The 19,835-nt window shown below is 36.0% G+C and carries 19 protein-coding genes, 1 tRNA gene and 1 other annotated feature; of the genes, 4 read left to right on the top strand and 16 right to left on the bottom strand.

All coding sequences use genetic code 11. The features are described from left to right. Window positions 1-12: 12 nt before the first annotated feature. The 12 genes from GYV61_RS08675 to GYV61_RS08620 form a co-directional block, all read right to left on the bottom strand. Window positions 13-255, bottom strand: coding sequence for an exodeoxyribonuclease VII small subunit (locus GYV61_RS08675; protein WP_046325068.1), 243 nt, complete (start codon window positions 253-255; stop codon window positions 13-15). Continuing rightward, window positions 245-1,603 carry an exodeoxyribonuclease VII large subunit gene (gene xseA / locus GYV61_RS08670; RefSeq protein WP_174795504.1) on the bottom strand — a complete coding sequence of 453 codons (1,359 nt, stop codon included), beginning with the start codon at window positions 1,601-1,603 and terminating at the stop codon, window positions 245-247. Before xseA ends, GYV61_RS08675 begins: the two co-directional genes overlap by 11 nt. Continuing rightward, window positions 1,590-2,441: a tetrahydrofolate dehydrogenase/cyclohydrolase catalytic domain-containing protein gene (locus tag GYV61_RS08665; protein WP_174795517.1), complete on the bottom strand. Its 852-nt coding sequence runs from the start codon at window positions 2,439-2,441 to the stop codon at window positions 1,590-1,592. The genes xseA and GYV61_RS08665 overlap by 14 nt, the downstream gene beginning before the upstream one ends. A 57-nt stretch (window positions 2,442-2,498) precedes the next feature. Continuing rightward, window positions 2,499-2,891 (bottom strand): transcription antitermination factor NusB, encoded by a 393-nt coding sequence (gene nusB, locus GYV61_RS08660; protein WP_110446241.1) that lies wholly within the window; start codon window positions 2,889-2,891, stop codon window positions 2,499-2,501. Then, window positions 2,869-3,327: an Asp23/Gls24 family envelope stress response protein gene (locus GYV61_RS08655; RefSeq protein ID WP_046325072.1), complete on the bottom strand. Its 459-nt coding sequence runs from the start codon at window positions 3,325-3,327 to the stop codon at window positions 2,869-2,871. The genes nusB and GYV61_RS08655 overlap by 23 nt, the downstream gene beginning before the upstream one ends. Window positions 3,328-3,344: 17 nt before the next feature. Then, window positions 3,345-3,914: an elongation factor P gene (gene efp, locus GYV61_RS08650; RefSeq protein ID WP_046325073.1), complete on the bottom strand. Its 570-nt coding sequence runs from the start codon at window positions 3,912-3,914 to the stop codon at window positions 3,345-3,347. A gap of 72 nt (window positions 3,915-3,986) precedes the next feature. Further along, window positions 3,987-5,096 carry a M24 family metallopeptidase gene (locus GYV61_RS08645; protein ID WP_174795503.1) on the bottom strand — a complete coding sequence of 370 codons (1,110 nt, stop codon included), beginning with the start codon at window positions 5,094-5,096 and terminating at the stop codon, window positions 3,987-3,989. A 138-nt stretch (window positions 5,097-5,234) separates the two neighbouring features. After that, entirely contained in the window at window positions 5,235-5,528 is a 294-nt protein-coding gene (rpmA, locus tag GYV61_RS08640) for a 50S ribosomal protein L27 (RefSeq protein WP_038523172.1), read from the bottom strand. Window positions 5,529-5,541: 13 nt separating this feature from the next. Then, on the bottom strand, window positions 5,542-5,856 hold the full coding sequence (gene rplU / locus GYV61_RS08635) for a 50S ribosomal protein L21 (protein ID WP_046332289.1): 315 nt from the start codon (window positions 5,854-5,856) through the stop codon (window positions 5,542-5,544). 13 nt (window positions 5,857-5,869) lie between these two features. Beyond that, window positions 5,870-5,944 (bottom strand) — a sequence feature (ribosomal protein L21 leader region). Between the two features lie 87 nt (window positions 5,945-6,031). Then, complete coding sequence (locus tag GYV61_RS08630; RefSeq protein ID WP_110446243.1) at window positions 6,032-6,871, bottom strand: YitT family protein; 840 nt, start codon at window positions 6,869-6,871, stop codon at window positions 6,032-6,034. Between the two features lie 174 nt (window positions 6,872-7,045). Next, a complete protein-coding gene (locus tag GYV61_RS08625; RefSeq protein ID WP_174795516.1) occupies window positions 7,046-8,365 on the bottom strand; it encodes a DUF2325 domain-containing protein in 1,320 nt (439 codons plus the stop codon). Between the two features lie 87 nt (window positions 8,366-8,452). Further along, on the bottom strand, window positions 8,453-10,216 hold the full coding sequence (locus tag GYV61_RS08620; protein ID WP_174795502.1) for a DUF2207 domain-containing protein: 1,764 nt from the start codon (window positions 10,214-10,216) through the stop codon (window positions 8,453-8,455). 201 nt (window positions 10,217-10,417) lie between these two features. Between GYV61_RS08620 and GYV61_RS08615 the strand changes: the two genes are divergently transcribed. Further along, window positions 10,418-10,491 (top strand) — tRNA-Arg (locus GYV61_RS08615). Between the two features lie 84 nt (window positions 10,492-10,575). On the opposite strand, the gene GYV61_RS08610 is transcribed toward GYV61_RS08615, so the two are convergent. After that, window positions 10,576-11,061 carry a hypothetical protein gene (locus tag GYV61_RS08610; RefSeq protein ID WP_052724654.1) on the bottom strand — a complete coding sequence of 162 codons (486 nt, stop codon included), beginning with the start codon at window positions 11,059-11,061 and terminating at the stop codon, window positions 10,576-10,578. Window positions 11,062-11,574: 513 nt separating this feature from the next. On the opposite strand from GYV61_RS08610, the gene GYV61_RS08605 reads away from it, so the two are divergent. Continuing rightward, the gene (locus GYV61_RS08605) at window positions 11,575-12,612 is read left to right on the top strand and encodes a PTS sugar transporter subunit IIC (RefSeq protein ID WP_174795501.1); all 1,038 of its coding nucleotides are present in this window, start codon (window positions 11,575-11,577) and stop codon (window positions 12,610-12,612) included. A gap of 67 nt (window positions 12,613-12,679) precedes the next feature. Here GYV61_RS08605 and GYV61_RS08600 read toward each other — a convergent pair whose 3' ends face one another. The 3 genes from GYV61_RS08600 to GYV61_RS08590 all read right to left on the bottom strand — a co-directional run bounded on the left by GYV61_RS08600 (window position 12,680) and on the right by GYV61_RS08590 (window position 16,798). Then, entirely contained in the window at window positions 12,680-14,305 is a 1,626-nt protein-coding gene (locus GYV61_RS08600) for an amidohydrolase (RefSeq protein WP_174795500.1), read from the bottom strand. Window positions 14,306-14,319: 14 nt separating this feature from the next. Next, on the bottom strand, window positions 14,320-15,510 hold the full coding sequence (locus GYV61_RS08595; RefSeq protein WP_046325080.1) for an MFS transporter: 1,191 nt from the start codon (window positions 15,508-15,510) through the stop codon (window positions 14,320-14,322). Between the two features lie 280 nt (window positions 15,511-15,790). Continuing rightward, window positions 15,791-16,798 carry a LuxR C-terminal-related transcriptional regulator gene (locus GYV61_RS08590; protein WP_174795499.1) on the bottom strand — a complete coding sequence of 336 codons (1,008 nt, stop codon included), beginning with the start codon at window positions 16,796-16,798 and terminating at the stop codon, window positions 15,791-15,793. A 135-nt stretch (window positions 16,799-16,933) separates the two neighbouring features. Here GYV61_RS08590 and GYV61_RS08585 point away from each other — a divergent pair, with 135 nt between their 5' ends. Further along, the gene (locus tag GYV61_RS08585) at window positions 16,934-17,290 is read left to right on the top strand and encodes an arsenate reductase family protein (RefSeq protein WP_110446250.1); all 357 of its coding nucleotides are present in this window, start codon (window positions 16,934-16,936) and stop codon (window positions 17,288-17,290) included. Between the two features lie 109 nt (window positions 17,291-17,399). Continuing rightward, window positions 17,400-19,802: a Xaa-Pro dipeptidyl-peptidase gene (locus GYV61_RS08580; RefSeq protein WP_174795498.1), complete on the top strand. Its 2,403-nt coding sequence runs from the start codon at window positions 17,400-17,402 to the stop codon at window positions 19,800-19,802. Window positions 19,803-19,835: the final 33 nt, after the last annotated feature.

Here is a 19,835-nt window from a genome sequence, read left to right as displayed (position 1 = left end):
TTTTACTCTTCTTTATTTTTCAGGTGCAGCAGCATCATTGGGGTCAAGCTTGCGTTCAGTACCATCACTCTCAATTAATTTTGCTACTGTTTCTTCAGCTTCAGTTAATTTTTTATTCAAATTGCGGCTTAATTTGACACCTGTTTGAAACTGCTCAAGAGCATCTTCTAGTGGGATATCACCGTTTTCCAAATTATTAACAATTGTCTGCAATTCTTTTAATTCTGCTTCAAAATTATTTTTCTTAGTGGCCATTTTTTTCTCTCCTAGTTGAACCAATTATTGCTGTCGCTTGTCCGTCTTTGAAATGCAGTCTGACTTCATCTTTTATTTTAACTTGAGCAATAGAACTAACAGTTTTATTTTGTTTATCAGTCACAAAAGCATAGCCTCTGTCCAAAGTTTTGAGAGGACTGTAATCATTAAGCTGCTGCGCTGTCTGACTTAGGGCATTGCGTTTTACTTGTAAACATTGCTTGGTATTAGCAACTAATCTCTGATAATAAAAATCTGTTTGTTGCAATAACGCTGCAATTTTTTTACCAGGACTGACTGCAAGCAGTCTTTGCTTTTCCAACTGGTAACTTTGTCTTCTGCGTTCTAATTGACGCACCATATTATTATGTAAATTATCTCGCAAAAGGTCTAATGTTTGTGCCTGTTCATCATACAGTCGTGTAGGTTCTCGCATGATAACAGAATTATTAATACGATTTAAAGTATCACGCCGAATTCTAATTGTATTTTGCATACTAGAAACAAGACTATTCTGCATTTGACGAATATTAATTAATTCATCTGCCAAATTAGGAGTAGCGTATTCAGCTGCTGCTGTGGGAGTAGCAGCGCGCACATCTGCAACTAAATCACATAATGTGGTGTCCGTTTCATGACCTACTGAAGAAATAACCGGCATTTTCATAGCAAACACTTGTCGTACTACACTTTCTTCATTAAAGGGCCATAAATCTTCAAGCGAACCACCGCCACGACCAATTATCATGACATCATATTTGTCTTTAAACTGAGCTATTTGCTTCATCGCAGATATTAATGAATCTGCAGCAGAATCTCCCTGGACTTGAGCGGGGAACAAATCAACTTCTGCATGAGGAAATCTCCTGTTAACCGTCACTAAAATATCATGGATCACAGCGCCAGAAGCACTGGTTACAACGGCAATATAATCAGGAAAACGAGTTAAGGGCTTTTTATATTTTTGGTCGAATAATCCTTCATTTGCAAGTTTTCTTTGCAACTGTTTCAGTTGTTCATATAAGGCTCCTAGTCCTGCCGGTTCCATCGATTCTGCATAAAACTGGTAAGAACCCTGTGGGCTATAAACACTAACGTAACCCGTTACATATACTTTCATCCCCTCTTCAGGCTTAAACTTTACTTTATCAAAATATGACCGAAACATTACTACATTAATTTTAGATTTTTCATCTTTTAGTGAAAAATACTGGTGAGAGTTACGCCGATAACGGAAATTAGACAATTCACCCTGAAGAAATACTTTATGTAAATAGGGATCGTTTTTAAACTTTTGCGTTATATAGTAATTTAGGTCTGAAACTGTGAGATATTTAGCACTTTCCATAATTTCTCCTTGTTAACTGGACAACCTGTTCCATAAGAGATTCAACTGTAAGAGGCCCCACTCCCCCTGGCACCGGAGTAATAAAGCTGGTTAGCGGTGCAACCTGAGCAAAAGCGACATCACCGACAGTTTTACCCTTTACGCGACTGATGCCCACATCTATGATAACTGCACCTTTTTTGACCATATCAGCAGTAACTAAGTTAGCTTGTCCAGTTGCTGTCACCAGAATATCAGCTCTTTTGGTATATTCTGCCAAATTCTTTGTTTTTAAATGTAAAATTGAAACTGTTGCATCCCTTTCAAGCATTAATGCAGCTAAGGGTTTGCCTACAATACTACTTCTACCTATAATCACCGCATTTTTACCTTTTAAAGTAATGTGATAATAGTCTAGTAAAGCCAAAATGCCATGTGCTGTTGCGGGTTCAACAAAATGTTCCCCTTGCCATAAACGTCCTATGTTTGCAGGCGTCAGGCAATCAACATCTTTTTCAGGATCAATAGCAGCTAAAACTTCATTTAAATTAATCTGCTTTGGTACAGGTAATTGAATCATGATGCCATTAACCGCTTTTTCATTATTCAGACGTTTAATTAATTTTAATAGCTCTTGCTGCGGTACCGTTTTTGGCAATTGAAACAGTTTTTGCTCTATGCCAATCTGATTTGCTCTACTCTTTTTAGTTTTAAGGTAAATTTTACTGCTAGGATCGTCACCAATATTAATTACGCAAAATAGTGGCTGCACCCCCAGCGATTTTAATTCGCAAACTTGCTTTTGCAATTTTCGAGCACGAATATCAGCCAAGCGCTTGCCATCTAAAAGCTGCCCCATTTTTGTCATTTCCTTTTCTAAAAAAATAGTCGGCATAAAGCCGACTATAAGATATTTTTAGATAAAGTTTGCTAACATACCATTAATAAATGGTTTATCTTTGGGATCAGCAAACTCATCACACAAGTTCAAAGCTTCATTAACTGCAGCTTTTGGCTCAATTTCTTTACTGTATTTTATTTCATACAGAGCAACTTCCAAGATGGCCAGCGAAATTTGGTTAATACGGTTAATCCGCCAGTTTTTCTTTAAAAAACCGGCTAATTCACCTTTTAACTCATCCCGCTTTTCAATTACTCCTTCAATTATTTCTTTAGAATAAGCAGGAAGTTCTTTCAAATCAAGCATTGCAACAGTTTTGGCTTCAACTTCACTGGCCGTATATTTAAGATCTTGGTTTGCTAAATAAACGGCCTGCATTGCGACTCTACGACTTTCGTGTTGATTCATTTTTACCCTTTTCATCTATGTCAGAAAACAGTTGTGAAGTACCACTACCATCCTCTTCTTCCTCATCTGGGAATTCTAGACCGGTAACATGCACGTTAATTTCGCTAAGAGTTAAATCTGTCATCTGTAAAACCTGCTGTTTCAAAGACTTCTGCAAGTTCGTTGCTATTTGAGGCACATTTTTTCCTGCCTCAATGCTAACATAAACATCGGCGGTTAAATTGTGTTCGTCATCAATGTTAACAGAGACGCCTTTGCCATGGTTTTCTCTACCTAAAACGCGATTGATTCCAGATTTGACGTTACCGTGCATTTCGGCAACTCCATCCACTTTTTCGGCAGCAATCCCCATAATAACTTCAAGAACACTAGGATCTATTTCAATTTCTTCACCGTTATTTTTATCATCTAAGACAATTTTTGAACTATCTGCCATTTTTTTACCTCGAAAATTTATTTATTTGCGCGAGATACGTATGTACCATCGACCGTATTAATTACTAAAACGTCTCCTTCATTGATGAAGAAAGGTACGTTAACAACAAGACCCGTTTCCATTGTTGCGGGCTTACCACCACCTGATGAGGTATCTCCCTTAATATTAGGCTCTGTTTTGGTAACCGTCAATTCAACAGTGTTCGGTAATTGAATTCCTAATGTTTTACCATCATGCATAATTACACTTACGTTCATATTTTCCTTTAAGAATTTAGCTTCGTCTGTTACTTGTTCATTAGGAATTGCTAGCTGATCGTAGGTTGTAGTATCCATAAAAACGTAACTTGAGCCATCATTATACAAGTACTGCATAGCCTTGGTTTCTATTTCTGCAGTTTCAACTTTAGCGGTTGAACGGAAGGTGTATTCCTGTACTGCACCTGTGTTCAAACTCTTTAACTTTGAACGAACAAAAGCGCTACCTTTACCGGGCTTAACGTGCTGAAATTCAACAATTCGCCATAAGTCATTATTATACTTAATAGTTAAACCATTCTTAAACTCATTAACTGAAATCATTGTCATATTGAGTACCTCATCTCCATAATATTATCTTACCAATTAGTAAGCGATTTTACTATAATTATTATTTATCTTTTACAAAGAAATTAAGTCGTCTTTAGGTAAAGTTGATAGTGTTTCAGGACAGTTATCGTTGATTAAGATGTCGTCTTCGATCCTGACACCACCCTTATTTGGTAAATAAATTCCTGGTTCAACTGTATGAACCATATTATTAATTAGTTCTTGTTTACCAAAAGGCAGAGCCGGCTGACAAAGTTCATGTATCTCAAGTCCTATACCATGACCTATTCCGTGGCCAAAATATTGGCCATATCCTTGTTCAGTAATATAGCTTCTGGCTGCTCGATCAACATCAGAACCGTGGTTGCCGGCAACTGCAGCTTCAATGCCCCGTCTTTGCGCTTCGTGGACGATTTTGTAAATTTTATGCATTTCCTGGTCAACTTTGCCAACCGCAACAGTCCTGGTAATGTCAGCCGCATAACCGTGGTAAAATGCACCAAAATCAATTACAACCATGTCGCCATTTTCAATCATTTTATCACTGGCAACACCGTGAGCCCAGGCAGAACGTACACCTGAAGCAATAATGGTATCAAAACTCGGTCCATCACCGCCATTGACTTTGAAATAGTAATCTAATTTAGCTCCTATTTTCCTTTCAACAGCTCCCGGTTTAATTAAAGGCAAAATTTCATTGAAACTATCCATCGAAATGTTAATGGCTGTACGTAATGTTTCTAATTCAAGGGAGTCTTTGACGTTGCGGACTTGTTCTACTAACTCTTCACAAATCTCAAAATCAACCTGCGGGTTTAGTTTTTGCAATTTCGTGAATTCAACCGCCGAAACAAATTCTCCTTCTATTAAAACTTTTTTTAAATTAGCTTTTTGCAATTGATTAGTAATTTCAACGTCTTGATCTTTCGTTTTCATTACTACGTCAATTTCGCCCGGAGCTTCAGCTTTAATCTGGTCATTAAAGCGTGAGTCAGACAATAATATCCGCTCCCCTTCAGCAGTTAAAATTAATTGTGCTTCTTCACCAGTAAAATTGGTAAGATAACGGTAATTAGCTTGATTAAAAATCAGCAAGCCATCAGCATTACGTTCTTTAATTAATTCGGTTACTTCATGTATTCGCCTGTTGATTAATGTTAATAAATCATTTTGTTCAGTCATGCTTGTATTCTCCTGTATATCAAACTTTTACCTCAATTTTAACCCTAAAGGGATATACAATACCATCATTACTTTTTAAAATAAAGTAGAAAAAAGACGAGAAGCATATGCTTTTCGTCTTTTGGTTTAAGAACTAAATTACTTAGCTTCTTCTTCAACCGGAATAACAGAAACTTGTTTTCTGTACTTGTCTTTCCGCTCAAATTTAACTACACCATTTACCAAAGCAAACAGAGTGTCATCTCCACCTTGGCCAACATTTTTACCAGGGTGAATCTTTGTGCCACGTTGACGATAAATGATTGAGCCAGCGTGAATAGTTTGGCCATCAGCAGCCTTAGCGCCTAAACGACGACCTGCTGAATTACGTCCGTTGGCAGTAGAACCTCCACCCTTGTGGTGGGCAAATAATTTAAGATTTAAAATATTCATTATTATTTCACCTCTAGTTTAATTCAATTTTCTCAACTGTAACCTTAGTATAAGGTTGACGGTGACCATATTTTGAATGTGAGTGCTTTTTAGGCTTGTACTTAAAGGTAACAACCTTTTTTTCCTTACCTTGCTTTTCAACCTTAGCAACAACTTTAGCACCTTTAACTAACGGTGTACCAACTTTAACGTCCTTGCCGTCTGAAGTAAGAACTACTTCATCAAAAGTAACTTCTTTACCTTCTGCAGCATCAAGCTTTTCAACAAAAACACTATCGCCTTCAGCAACTTTATATTGCTTTCCACCGGTTTTAATAATTGCGTACATTTACTACCCTCCAAAAATTACTTAGACTCGCCAATTGAGGTGCTCTAACCAAGACTTATGACCTCAAAATGTGCGGTTGCAGATGTGGAGGAACCCACAAATACAACTACTACATCATACTACTATCAGGTTCAATTAGCAATAAAAAATGTCTGCTTTATCTGCTAAATAAGGTTTAAATTTGCCATTTACCACCATGCACTTTAGCAATGTTTTCGGTGACGATAAATGCTTCACTATCAATTTTACGAGCTTTAGCAACTAGCTGACCATATTCGTTAGTATCAACAACAATCACTAGCTGTTGCTTATCCTGATCACTATAACCACCTACGACATTGTAAACGGTCAAGCCATCATAATCCTGCTGCAACATTTGACGAATTTCTTCTAATTTATTGTTACTCATAATGCGCACCTGATATTTTTTATCAAACCCAGTTTCTGTATAACGCATAGTCATTGTAGTAATTACCTGAGAAAAAGCGGCCAGCAGAAAAGCTTCAGTACCATCAACAAAGATATTCAAAAAAATGACAGACATATCAATAACCATTAATGATAATGCGGGATCAATATAAAAATACTTTTTTATAATCAGAGGCGGAATGGTAGTTCCTCCAGATGAAGCGTTAATGCGATATAGCATTGAAACACCAACACCCATTAAGACTCCGCCGTAGATAACTGCGAGCATATTATTCGAAGTCAATTTAAAACTCGGTGTAATTGCCATTAACACCGGTACTAAAAGGCTACCTAAAGCTACTTTCTTCAATGTTTCTTTACCTAAAAAAACGGCAGCTAAAATAAGCATCAGAGCATTGACCACAAATACTGAAAGAGAGCGGTTAATTCCCCAAACAGCATCAATCAATATTGAAATTCCTGTAGAACCACCTGCAGCAACATTAATTGGAGCATAAAAGAAATTTATTGATATTGTAATTATTTCCAAACCGGCTAAGAAAAAAAGCCAATATTGCCAGGTATGCTTTTGCGTTTTTGTTTTCATCTCATCTTCCTTCCATAAAATTGTTATTTAATATTGTACAGGAAAAATGCCAAGTTATGCAAGAAAAATGGGCTTTTCTGCTTAACGTGTAGTAAAATTGCATGAGCCAAAAACACAAAGCTGACCTTTATTTCTTAAATTATTAAGAAATTATAAAGAAAATTATTGCGACTATCAATCGGCAACCTGATAATTGATTGTTTGATTACCTTCATACGCTGGCAAACCCTTTTCTGCACGGTATAATGCCCGCTCAAAAGCTTGATAGCCTTTACTTGAACTAACTGCAAATTTGATGTGATACTTACTGGCAAATTCACTGATATTCCAAGTACTGTCATGAGCCGCAAATGCCGTTACCAAGATCACTATATCCAGATCCTTAATCTGATTTTCCATGATTTTTTTCTTACCTTGGAAAGCATCAATGGGGATAGGTATGCCATTATACCTTTTGACTATTCCTTCCAACATCGCCTCATTCTGGTTATTGCCAATAGCAATGCCTACTCGTTGATAATGTAAATCCAATGCCAGCTTAGTTAAATTCTCATCTTTTTCTGCAGTAGTGCTTCTTTTCTTTTTAGCGCTATTAGGCATCTGCGGTTGCTCAAGCTCATAAATCCAGCGAATTTGAATTGCTTCTTCCGGATTTTTTTTCAAACGAACATCGCCATCATACCAAGCTAAGTCAACAATTGAGCCATCAACTAATCTAATGTTTTCATCCCAATACTTACTCGAATCAACAGGAAGAAGAACCGCCTTACCATTAACACGTAATTTCTTTCCTTGAGCATTGCGAGTAATAGCTAAATGACCCGCGCGTCCTTGCACTACCGCATATTTAAATGTTGAGATTGAATCAACTTCCATAGACGGCAATTCACGAAAGCCAACAACGCGTAAAATAGTTGCTTCATAATGTGAATTCTTATCTTCAGGAACGGCCTCTACAATATCACCACTTTTTAAGTTTAAAGAATGAATCTGAGACTCTTTCATGGTGTACACTCTTCTGTTGTTGTCGTTAACTAAATCACAGCCTGACAGTAAACGAATTACTGTATAGCGTTTGCCCTTTCGATAATCTCTCTTACTCTTTTGGGGAATTTCAAGTGCTTCTTCAAAAACTTTTTTATCAATCATATCATTAGGCGTTTGCAGCAGATTAATTGCTTGCTTTAGGTTGACCAAATTTTGGCGGTATTTTTTATTAATATTTGGAGCAAGCGTTAGTTTTTGAATTGCCGAAAGTGCTGTGTTCTTACTGGCAATATCTCCAAGATTTTTAATTAACCGGGCTAAGCTGGTTAACAGTAAATTAAGTTGCTCTTGATCAACTTCGATATTATTTTTAGCTGTTACTTTTGCAGTCTGTTCATCAGTCATGCCCAAAATTAATTTAATTGCTGCTAGCCCATTCTTTAAGCTCTTATCATCTCCCGCCGTCTGATTAAGAATTCTTTTTAAATTATTGCGATAATCGAACATCATTTTACCTATCTTTTTAGAAATTTACTTAATTATAGCAAAGACAAAAGCCAAACTTCAGGCCAGGTTTTAAGTCAAATAATTAAACTAGAAAGCTCCTCCACCAGAACCTCCGCCAAAGCCGCCGGATGAACCACTGGAGAAACTGCTAGAGCCAGAAGATATACCGTCACTAAAACAAGAATCAAAGTTGGCAGTAAAACTGTCTTTGCCCGTGTTTGATATAAAACCGTAATAGAAGTAATTACTGTTTTGAATCTCTTCTTTACTGAATTCGATTTTCATTTCTTTCATGACTTTATCTGCTAAACCGAAAGCAACGGCATAAGGCATAATATCTTCCCATAGTATGAGATCACCGACATCTTTCATTTTAAACTTACCGATATCTCTCAACATTTTCTTGAAACCACGTATTTTTTCAGTTTCATTTTTGCCTTTTTCAGAGTATATACCAATCTTTTTATTACTATAAACTAAAGCAAGAAGACTCAATAGCAGAATTAAAGCTTCACCAAAAACTATTATCAAAAGATATTTTAAAGAACTTGTTAATGCAATTACCGCAGATGCAAAGCTCACTGCCATCGTCAAAATAATAATACCAATAACTTTAGCCCGACTATTGGTCAACGTATCAGGTAAATATACTTGTTTTTCTTTACTGTCAAAGTAATTAGTTGCCCAGGTATCAAAAGAGTTTCCAAGCTTTTTACCATGGTACTTTTTCAATTCTTGTGTCGTGAATTGGTTACCATCACCAATATTATTGAATAGAGTTTTGATTAAAATATCATTATCAAGAATGCTTCTGTCTAGCAATGTTATCTGGTAATAAGTTTTACGATGAACTTTAAAATCTGCGATCTTGATCTTTTTCTTAGCTGCTAAGCTAATTAAGTATGCCGTAAAGGCCTTATTATCCGGCTTTTTAGCAGTATCCAAAATTTGCGCCAATACTGGATCTACATCAGGTATTTCATAATTATGAGCCAATTCGCGACTCTTGCGCGGCTTAAAACCAACTGCTTTGGTTCTGAAACCTTTAATAATTCCTAGTAGTCCGACAATCAAACCTAATGCTATTAGCCAAATACTTCTTCTTTCTTTTTTCTGCCTATTTCTAATAGTTGCTTGAGCTAATTTTTTCTCTTGCTCTATAACTGCTTTTCGGTGATTCTTATTTTTAACATTTTTATTTTTGGCTGTGATACTCAAGGGGAAAATAGTATGAACTTCGATACCGGTGTCGCCAGCAAGATTCTCAGCTATCATAACAATTTTTCCTTTTTTCGGATTTACTTTAAGGTAGCGATCAAGTGGTCCGTGGGCCCAGGCTTTCAGTCCTCTAACTGGTCCAGGGAAAATAACGCTGGCCTTGACATAGTCTAAGTCAGTGTCCCAACCATTACCAATAATCTTAAAATTAAGTTCAGCAATGTCGCGATAATTAGTAATGGCGTTGGTTATGCGATAAAAATACGTCACAGTAAAATGGCTGTGATTTTTTATGGGATAAAACACTTTAAAGCGATATCCGCGCTTCATTTTTTTAAGAACATAGTTATTAACTGTTTGTCTCTTTTGATTTTCATTTTTTACCTGTACTTTTACGTCTTCAATTTTTTGATTTGAATTTAAAGCTTGCCGGTAATAAACGCCATGTGCTCGACTATTGAATTGGTAGGTAATTGCCCTTTTCATCGACAAAGAACCATCAGGATTAACTTTGGCACTTGTGATATTTTTAGCAATATCATAATCAACATCGGCTTTTACTTTTTGTACAGGGCTTAAGCTAACTAGAAGCATGCCTAAGAGACAGATAAATTTTAGTAATTTATGTTTCATAATTTTTCCAATCATTTAAAATAATTATTTTAATTATACCGATTACAAACTACAATTAACATATTAATCTTATAATCTCTTCTTTGCTAACATCAACCTTGCTTTAAAATTATTTAAACAAAATCGCAATTTCTGGTTGCAATTACAAAAATTTTTCTCTATAATAGTTACTGTTCTTGCGCAGGAATACGCAAAATTGACGGTCTGGTAGCTCAGCTGGATAGAGCAACGGTCTTCTAAACCGTGGGTCGTGGGTTCGAATCTCACCCGGATCATTTTGTTATAAGTAGTTAACATTTGTTTGAACTCTTACAGAAAAGAACTATAACTGAATTGTTATAGTTCTTTTTTGCTAGCTTCTAGTTTTTCTTAATTTTTGAAATCAATACTCTTTGTCTCTTCGGATTCAAGCGGTAGTAACCTGAAAAGATTCCTAAAAATGTCAAGACTATGGTTCCGCCAACTAGCAGCAATATACTGTCTTCATGAAGTTCTCCGATAAATTCATATAAAGAAGATACCATCTTTAACCAGCCACCAAGAGAAACAAAATACCATGCAGTTGCTTTGTCAATAAAACTCATAGCTGTCCGTAAATCCGATTCATTTTTGATAATACTGCCTAGAATTTTGACTGCTCGTCTCTTTTCTAAGTATATTTTGACAATCGGTATAATCCAGTAAAGAGGAGAAATTTTAGGCTGTGCTTTGCTTGATTGATTAAATTCTTTTAAAAACCATTCATAGTCATAAAGCTCCATTAATCCCTGATAAAGAGGAAAAGCGAATAACAACCAGTCACCCAAAAAACTGATACAATTAATAAACAGTGTGATAATAAACACTTCTTTCTTTTACAATAGAATAAATTTATATTTTACTTGAGAATATTCTAGTCGTTACTAAAGAGTTATTCAAAACTTTTATTTTTAATTTTTGGGCTTTTTAGTGCGGATAATATTAAAAAGATAAGATCACGTCAGTTCAGCATTTTAATATTTTGCTTACTTGTATTACTTAAGCAGGATGATTTCAAATTGCTTAATTAATTGCTATATCAGCTGTTTTCAAATTAAATTAAATTAGGCCTTGCTTTTTATTTATTATTAAGTTATGATATTGCTTAAATATTTATGAGAGGTAAAGATTATGACGACAATTAAAAAAATTAATCAACCGCAAGTTAAATATTATTTCTGGTACTTCAGCTATTTGATCTGAGTGCCTAGTTTGTCATTGTCTTAGACACACAGTTCAATCTTCATGACAATTGTGTGTTCAAAGACTTAAGTACTTTCTTCTCTGAAGACTCACGCAGTTGTCGTCATCTGTGTGAGTTTTTTATTTAGGAGAGTAAAATGAATACTTTGAAAAAGATTACGCTAGATACCCTAAACGGCTTATCAACTGGTATAGTTGTAGCCTTAATTCCGGGAGCCCTAATTAACCAGCTGGTAAAAGCTCTTTTACCAAGTATGCCGCAACTGAGTTTTATCTTAGCCTTAACTACCTTTGCTTCGGCGTTATTACCAGCAATTAGTGCAGTATGTGTCGGCATGACTGGTAAATTGACACCTATTCAAACTTCATCCATCGCTTTAGCAGCAACAGCAGGCGCTGGCAATTTCATGATGAATAAGGGTAAAGTCACTGTAACAGGCAGTGGTGATGTTATTAATATCGCGATTACGATTATGATTGCTTACGGACTAGTATTGTTTTTTGGTAAAAAATTAAAGGCATACACGATTTTACTAGTTCCCCTTTTAGTTTTACTAATAGCAGGTGGAATCGGCTGTTTGACCCGCATACCTGTTGGTCAACTCACTAGTTTGATCGGTTTAGGAGTCCAAAAACTGACAGACTTGCAGCCCATTATCATGGGAATGCTAATGGGAATAGTATTCGGCCTGCTTATTGTTTCTCCGATTTCTTCAGTCGGTATCGCCACAGCAATCAGCATTTCCGGTATTGCTTCTGGCTCTGCTAATCTCGGTATTACTGCCGTTTCCTTTGCATTAGCAGTTTTTGGATGGAAATCCAATAATTTCGGGACATCAATTGCTCACTTCTTGGGTTCTCCTAAAATGCAAATGGCTAATTTAATGACTAATCCTAAATTACTTATTCCACTTTTAATTAATGCCGGTATCATGGGTGGTTTAGGAGCAGTCTTTCAAATTCAGGGAACACCAATGAGTGCGGGCTTTGGTTTTTCCGGCTTAATCGGACCCATAGCGGCAATGGCTAATCGGCCCGCAAATTTGTTCAATATTCTTTTAATCGCAATTCTTTTCTTCTTTTTGCCAATTGCGTTGGGTATATTGATGAACTACCTCTTTAATAGCAAAGTACATCTTTTTACAAGTAAAGACTTTGAACTAGATTTCAATTAATTTTAAAACAAACAAAAACTGATAGTTATCAATCATAATCGCTAACTATCAGTTTTTTAGTTTTAATTTACTTACCACGCTTATAAACCAACTTACCATCAGAAAAGGTTAAGTTAACTTTAGCAAAACGAATTTCTTGTGGATCAATGTCAAACAAATTTCTATCTAATACGATGACATCGGCCAATTTACCAGGTTCCAGAGTTCCCAATTCATTTTCAAAAGATTCAGCATAGGCCGACCACTTGGTATGAGCCTGCAAAGCTTCAGTCAAAGTAATTGCATGTTCTGGGAAATAACCTCCATCTGGTTTACCTTCATTTGGTTCACAACGCGTTACAGCCGCATAAATTGTCCAAATTGGATTTACAGAGTATACAGCTGGAAAGTCTGAGCCAAAAGCCAAATGGCTTCCCGCATCAAGTATTTCACGGTATGGCCAAGTGTGTGACAACCTCTCTTTACCAATACACGGCAAATATCCTCCACTCATATAGTCTCCTATACAATGTTGTGGTTGAACTGCACACATCACGTTTAGTCTCTTTAATCTGTCGATGTCATCTTGTCTAATCATATCAATATGTTCTAATGAATTGTGCAAAGTTAGCTTGCCAATTTTACTTTTGGCATATTCATATGCATTAAGGGCCATTGTACTTGCCTGATCACCAATAGTATGTATTTTGACAGGAAAACCTTCCTTTTGGGCCGCTAGAACATATTTGTTGAGCTCATCCTGAGTTAAAGAAGTATCACCAAATTTCCCAGGATCATTATCATACTCTTTACTCAAAAAGGCAGTATGAGCTTCAACCACGCCATCAAGAACTTGTTTTAATCCTGCAACTCTATGCTTGTTAGTATGGTACTTTCTCTTCAATTCTTTAGCACCAGCAATATCTGTTAAGGACGGAAATGAAGTAATCCTGGTAGTTAGTTCTCCAGATTGCTCTAATTCATCAAATATTTCCGGGATATTGTCATTCGTTAAACCTGACGGATAGACATCAGCAACTGAAGTGATACCTAATTCACGAAAGTGCTTTAGACATTTCAGCAGAGACTGTTTCAGTGTTGGCACATTTAAAACTTCGTCCATCATGGCTTTTGTTGCTGGTGGTTCATATAAAATACCATTCAGTTCGCCCTGTTCATCATGACCATATATTCCACCTTGAGGATTAGGCGTATCTTTTTTAATGCCAATCTTGTCCAAGGCTATGGAATTGCACCAGACGGAGTGAAGGTCAAATGAATTTAAACATACTGGACGATCTAAATTTAAAGCATCAAGTGACTCTTTTGAGGGAGTATGAGGATTATCCCAAACTTCTGCATACCAACCTGTACCATATATCCAAGGATTATCAGGATGCGAATCAGCAAATGATTTAACCATTTGTACACATTCTTCCTCACTCTTACAGTTCATCATTTGAATGCAAAAGTCCGGATCATTTTGAACAGAACCTAGCGAAATGTGCATATGAGAATCGTTAAAGCCGGGCATAATCAAATGATCGCCACAATTAATCACGGTGGTTTTTTCATCAATATAACCTGTCATTCTATCTAACGGCACGATCTTTAAGATACGATTACCCTTGATTAAAACGCAACCAGATATTGGCTTATCACCAGCACCAGTAAAAATAGCTGATCCTTTTAAAACGAAATCTGCTTTTTCCATTTTTTCTTGCCTTTCTATTTATTTTTTGCTTTACTACCAACTTCAGGCAACGCCAATATACATAGTATCGATAATCCGAAAATTAACGACTCAATCCCTAAATTCTTAGCGTAGTCGTTTCCAGCAATCTTGGACACAATAATTGGAATAAAATATGATATCAGCATTGAAACTGTACCAACTATTCCGCCAGCACTACCAGAATATTTCTCTCCTATTTCTGGAAATTGTATTGGCATAGCTTGAACTATTGGTCCACTAATTGCAGTAAAGAAACCATTAATTACTAACATGGCCCATAAAAAGAAACCAGCTGGTGTATACCAGGTAAAGTACATTACGATCGCACCAATTAATGTAGTCACGGTTAAAAACATCTTGTAACGACCAAGCTTGTTGCACCAAGCTGGACCAATTAAAGAGCCAAAGAAACTACCGACAGTAACTACAGAAGACATAATTCCGGCTGTTGAATTATTAATATGTTGACCTAAATTAAGCGCCTGCGGTAAAAAACCAGCATAAGCAGTTGTTGAGGCGATTCCTAAGCCAGCACAAATTGAGACAATCCAGGTATTTTTACTTTTAATAGCAACTTTTAAATATTTCATTGTCGGTTCTGCTGGCGGCAATGATTCGCCTTTAGGAGTATCACGAACAAAAACTATCCAGCAAATAGTTAAGACTAATAATGAAACAGATGAAAACATGTAAGCGGCATTAACAGATGGAAACCATGAGCTAGTAATTTGAGCCAAAGTTATTCCCAAACATGAAGCTGCGTAGAATACACCCATGGCAGCATCTGTATCCTGCTTAAACCAGGTACCCAAAACTTTAATTAAGTTGGCATTTAAAAGTGAAATAAAAATACCGCATAATAAGAGCATTATCATCATCATGGCAAAATTCGCTGCAATAAACCGACCAAATGCACCAATGATGGATAAAATACAACCCACTGATATTACCTTTTTAGAGCCAAATTTATCTCCTAAAGATCCAGCCGGAATACTAAGCACTACGGCTACGAGCATTGGCGCCATTAATAGAGCCGAAAACTCAGCAGTCGTAATATGTAATTGAGGCATAATTACTGTGGCCAACGCCGAAACCTGAAACTGAATATAATTAGCAATAAAACACAACAAACTAACAATTGTTAGAATCACCCAGCGATAAGCAGGTAATTTTTGTTTCTCCATAACTTTTTCTCCTTTTCTGTTTGATCCATTTATGGATTAATTCATGGATCAAGTTAATCAAAAAAGAGTAAAGTTACAATCAACTTTCGTTGTATTTTAGGCGTAAAATGTGCTGCAACTAAGTATTTTTTAAAACTAAACTTTAGTAGTAGATGCCAAAAAGACTAAAAACGGTGCTGTAAATGATTGGGAAAACTAAAAAAGACTGAAAAATCACACACCATTAACATGATTTCCCAGTCTCTTTGCTTAATTTGAGATTTAGCCAATTATTTTTAGCTTATTTTTCTTTATATTCCATAAAAACATGCATTAACTGACTGCGGCGATCAACAGCTAATTTTTTATAAATACTGTATATATGTGTTTTCACCGTTCCTACAGAAATATACAATTCATCAGCTATTTCCTGATTCTTCTTTCCCTTTAAAACTAGTCTTAATATTTCTGATTCTCTTTTTGTCATATTGTAATAATTACAGAATTCAACAACTTGACTTTCTTCGCTAGCATTCTCCTTTTCGTGAAGCATAGATTGATATTGATTCATTTTTTGCTGCACTAAAATTTCTAAGTTATTTTTATTTGCTTCTTCCTCTTCCCTTTTAGCAAACCAAATAATTAATAAAGACAGGATAATTGAAAAAAGATCTTCATTAAAACCGATAACTCTCATATAACTGGTTAAAATGACAAAACTATTTTGATTTAAATCGTTCAAAAATAAAAATAAGATTCCTTCTAAGCATGACAACGTCATAAAAATAGCAGTTAATATTACAGCACGATCGTAATATTTTTTCTTGCTATTTTTTCCTTTAGAATCTGATTTAAAAGTGTTACAAAAATAAATTATGCAAAGAAATAAAATACTAGCATCCTGGGTACTCCTTTGGAGTACTCCCGCATTTTGTTCACTATAAGAATTTAACACAAAAGCGACATTTAACAAGGACACAGCAAAAATAGGTATATAGTATAAGATTTTGGGTTTCTTATTTATCATGCTGGACATCAATTTAACATAACAAATTCCCCCTATTATAAATGCTAAAATTCTAATTAAATAAAAGGCTTTGGTATCAATCTGGTAATTACTATTAGTGACTTTTAGCAGATCTGATGAAAAAGCTATCGTACTGTCAATTATTAACGTTACATAAAGCAGACCCACATAGTAAAAAATACTATTATTAGTGGTTTTATAAGCATATTCTGAAACATTTATTACCCATAAATAAAGAACTAAAAAGGCAATATTATAAATATAAACAAATATTTCTTGCAAAATTGCAACTCCCAAATTTTATTTCAAAACTATACACTGAGTTTAACATAATACATCCTAAATTATAAAAATGTTTTTATTATTGTATTTTTGCCTTCTATCATTGCTATAATTTAAGCAAAGGAGAGCATGAAAATGATAAAATTTTACGGTTATAAGCGCTGCTCAACTTCAAGAGCAGCTCAAAAATGGTTAACAGAGCACAATGTTAAATTTGACTTTCAGGATTTGGTAGAGCAACCACCCGAGAAAGCTGACTTAATCAATTGGCTTACCCAACATCAGGATCGCGGGTTAAAGTATTTTTTCAACACGCACGGACAAGACTACCGCAAACTGCATCTCAAAGATCAGGTAGCTGATATGTCAATTGCTGCAGCAGCAGATATGATGTCCAAAAATGGTAAATTGATTAAACGACCATTGGTAGTTGAAGGTGAAAAACTGACCTGCGGTTTTAATGAAAAGACCTACCAAGAAGTTTGGCTATGATTTACATTAGAGGAAGAAGATTTTTTAAAACCTTCTTTCTTTTTTATTTTAATAACTGGCTTTCTAATGATCTTAATAACAGGTAAAATAATACAAAAAGGAGAATTTTATGAAATACAATCAATACGCTTATGTCAAAACTGATTACCAAACAGAAGTTAAAGAATTGCAACAAATTAAATTTTTACCAGCCGATTATGAAAAGCTTTCTTTTGCAGAGCTTTTATCTGAACTCACAGCAAATGCAGTGGCAGTAGTCGACCCCAATGATGCGAGTGCACGAAAGGCAAAATTAGCCGAGTTTGCTGTATCAGAAACACAAACACTCAAGCAATTTTTAGACGGCAATCCAGTAAAAATATTGTCTCACCAATTCTATAACGTCGCCTTGCAACTTTTAGGGTACCACGTTGGGTACGATTATCAACTGGCAGAGCCTCTAAAATTCATGAAAAAGCAGGCGTTGCCCTATATTGCAGATATTAATGATCAGCAAGCACTCATTCGCGCCTTTTATCGTTTACTAAATACTCGTGCTAAAAACGGACAGCTTTTAATTGATGTGATGGCGGGTGAAGGCTATTTTTATAACCGCAAAAGCCAATTTACCAAAAATAAGTTTCTCTATTTTAATGGCAAAAGTATGCCAGTTTTTGATACCAGCAAAATAATCAGAGAAGTAGTTTACGTTGAAAGTGACCTTGACACTGATGGCGACGGCAAGAGCGATCTCTTGCAAACAACCATTTTTCGACCAATTGAAAGTGAAAATATGCCTGTACCAGCATTATACACAGCTAGTCCCTATTTTGGCGGTATGATTGATAATGAAAAGCGTAACCACAACGTTGACGAAAATTTGTGTGATGCAACCGCTTGGGAAAATCCACAATATCAAGCTGCTCCCATCGTTAAAGCTCAAAAGCCAAACACTGATGATACTATGTCATATAAGCCGGTCGAACAAGCCGTTGGCAAATCTTCCTATGGCTTAAACGAATACATGTTAGCTCGCGGCTTCGCCAGCGTCTTTGCCGGAGCGATTGGTACCCGCGGCAGTGATGGCCTCAGAATTACCGGCGCACCAGAAGAAACCGAAAGTGCAAAAGAAATAATTGAATGGTTACATGGGGACAGAATTGCTTACACTGATAGATCCAGACAACATGAAACCAAAGCTACCTGGTGCAACAAAAAGATTGGGATGACAGGACGGTCTTATTTAGGAACCTTGCAAATAGCTATTGCAACTACTGGTGTTGCCGGCTTAAAAACGGTTATTTCTGAAGCTGCCATTTCTTCCTGGTATGATTATTACCGTGAGCATGGATTAGTAATAGCGCCAGAAGAATGTCAAGGAGAAGACCTAGACATGCTGGCAGAAACTTGTCAGTCCAACTTATGGGATGCAGGAGACTACTTAAAGATCAAACCTAAATTTGACGCAATGCAAAAGATTTTATTAGACAAAGCTGATCGTAAAACCGGCCAGTATTCTGATTTCTGGGAAAAACGCAATTATCGTCATCATACTAATAATATTAAGTGTTCCTGGATTAGTGTCCATGGTCTCAATGATTGGAATGTCAAACCTAAAAATGTTTACAAAATTTGGCAAAAAGTCAAAAATCTTCCTGTAGAACATCATCTTTTCTTGCATCAAGGTCCCCACTATAACATGAACAATTTAGTTTCAATTGATTTTACCGACCTGATGAATTTGTGGCTGGTTCATGAACTATTAGGTCTTGAAAACAACGCATATCAGCAATGGCCAACTGTCTTAGTTCAGGACAATCTAAAAGCAGATAAGTGGCATGAAGAAGAGGATTGGAGCAATGACAGCGGAAAAGAAACAGTTTATTTCCCAGCTGATGACAATGAATTAGCAAAGGACACAAGTAGCGAAAAGAAAGTTTCCTTCACAGATGTAGGCGGAACCGAATTTAAAAAAGCCAAAATTTCAGAAAATGACTGGCAATACCAGTTTATTTGTGGCAACAAGAAATGGGCTCAAGCAAGTTTGCGCTTCACGACCGATGAATTTATTCATCCAGTAACAATAGTTGGTCGACCAGAAATAAGAATGCGGGTAGCATCCAGTCTTAACAGAGGTCAAATTTCTGTAGCTTTAGTCGAAATCGGCGATCGTAAACGGTTGACAGCTACTCCCAGAATCTTAATGCCAGGAGGCCAAGAATTAGGCTTTCATTTTCAATTAGACTCCCTGCAAGAATTTATGCCGGATAAGCTGAGTCATGCTAAATTAATTACCAAATCTCATATGAATTTGCAAAATTACGCGGATATGAAAAAGCCAAGTAGTATTAAAGTCGGTGAATTTTACGACTTACAATTTAAGCTGCAGCCAACATACTACACAATGCCTGTTGGCAGCAAACTTTGCTTAATTATTTATTCAACCGATCAGGGAATGACCAAGAGACCCCTTGAAAATACTACTTATACAATAGATCTGTCTGAAACTGCTATTAAATTTAGTATTAAATAAAATTTATCTGCACGCACCTTTTTAAGTACAAAA

Origin of the sequence: Lactobacillus melliventris, assembly GCF_013346935.1 — a bacterium.
Classification (GTDB): domain Bacteria; phylum Bacillota; class Bacilli; order Lactobacillales; family Lactobacillaceae; genus Lactobacillus.
The sequence above is the reverse complement of the archived record's forward strand: the minus strand, read 5'-3'. Positions and strand labels throughout refer to the sequence as shown.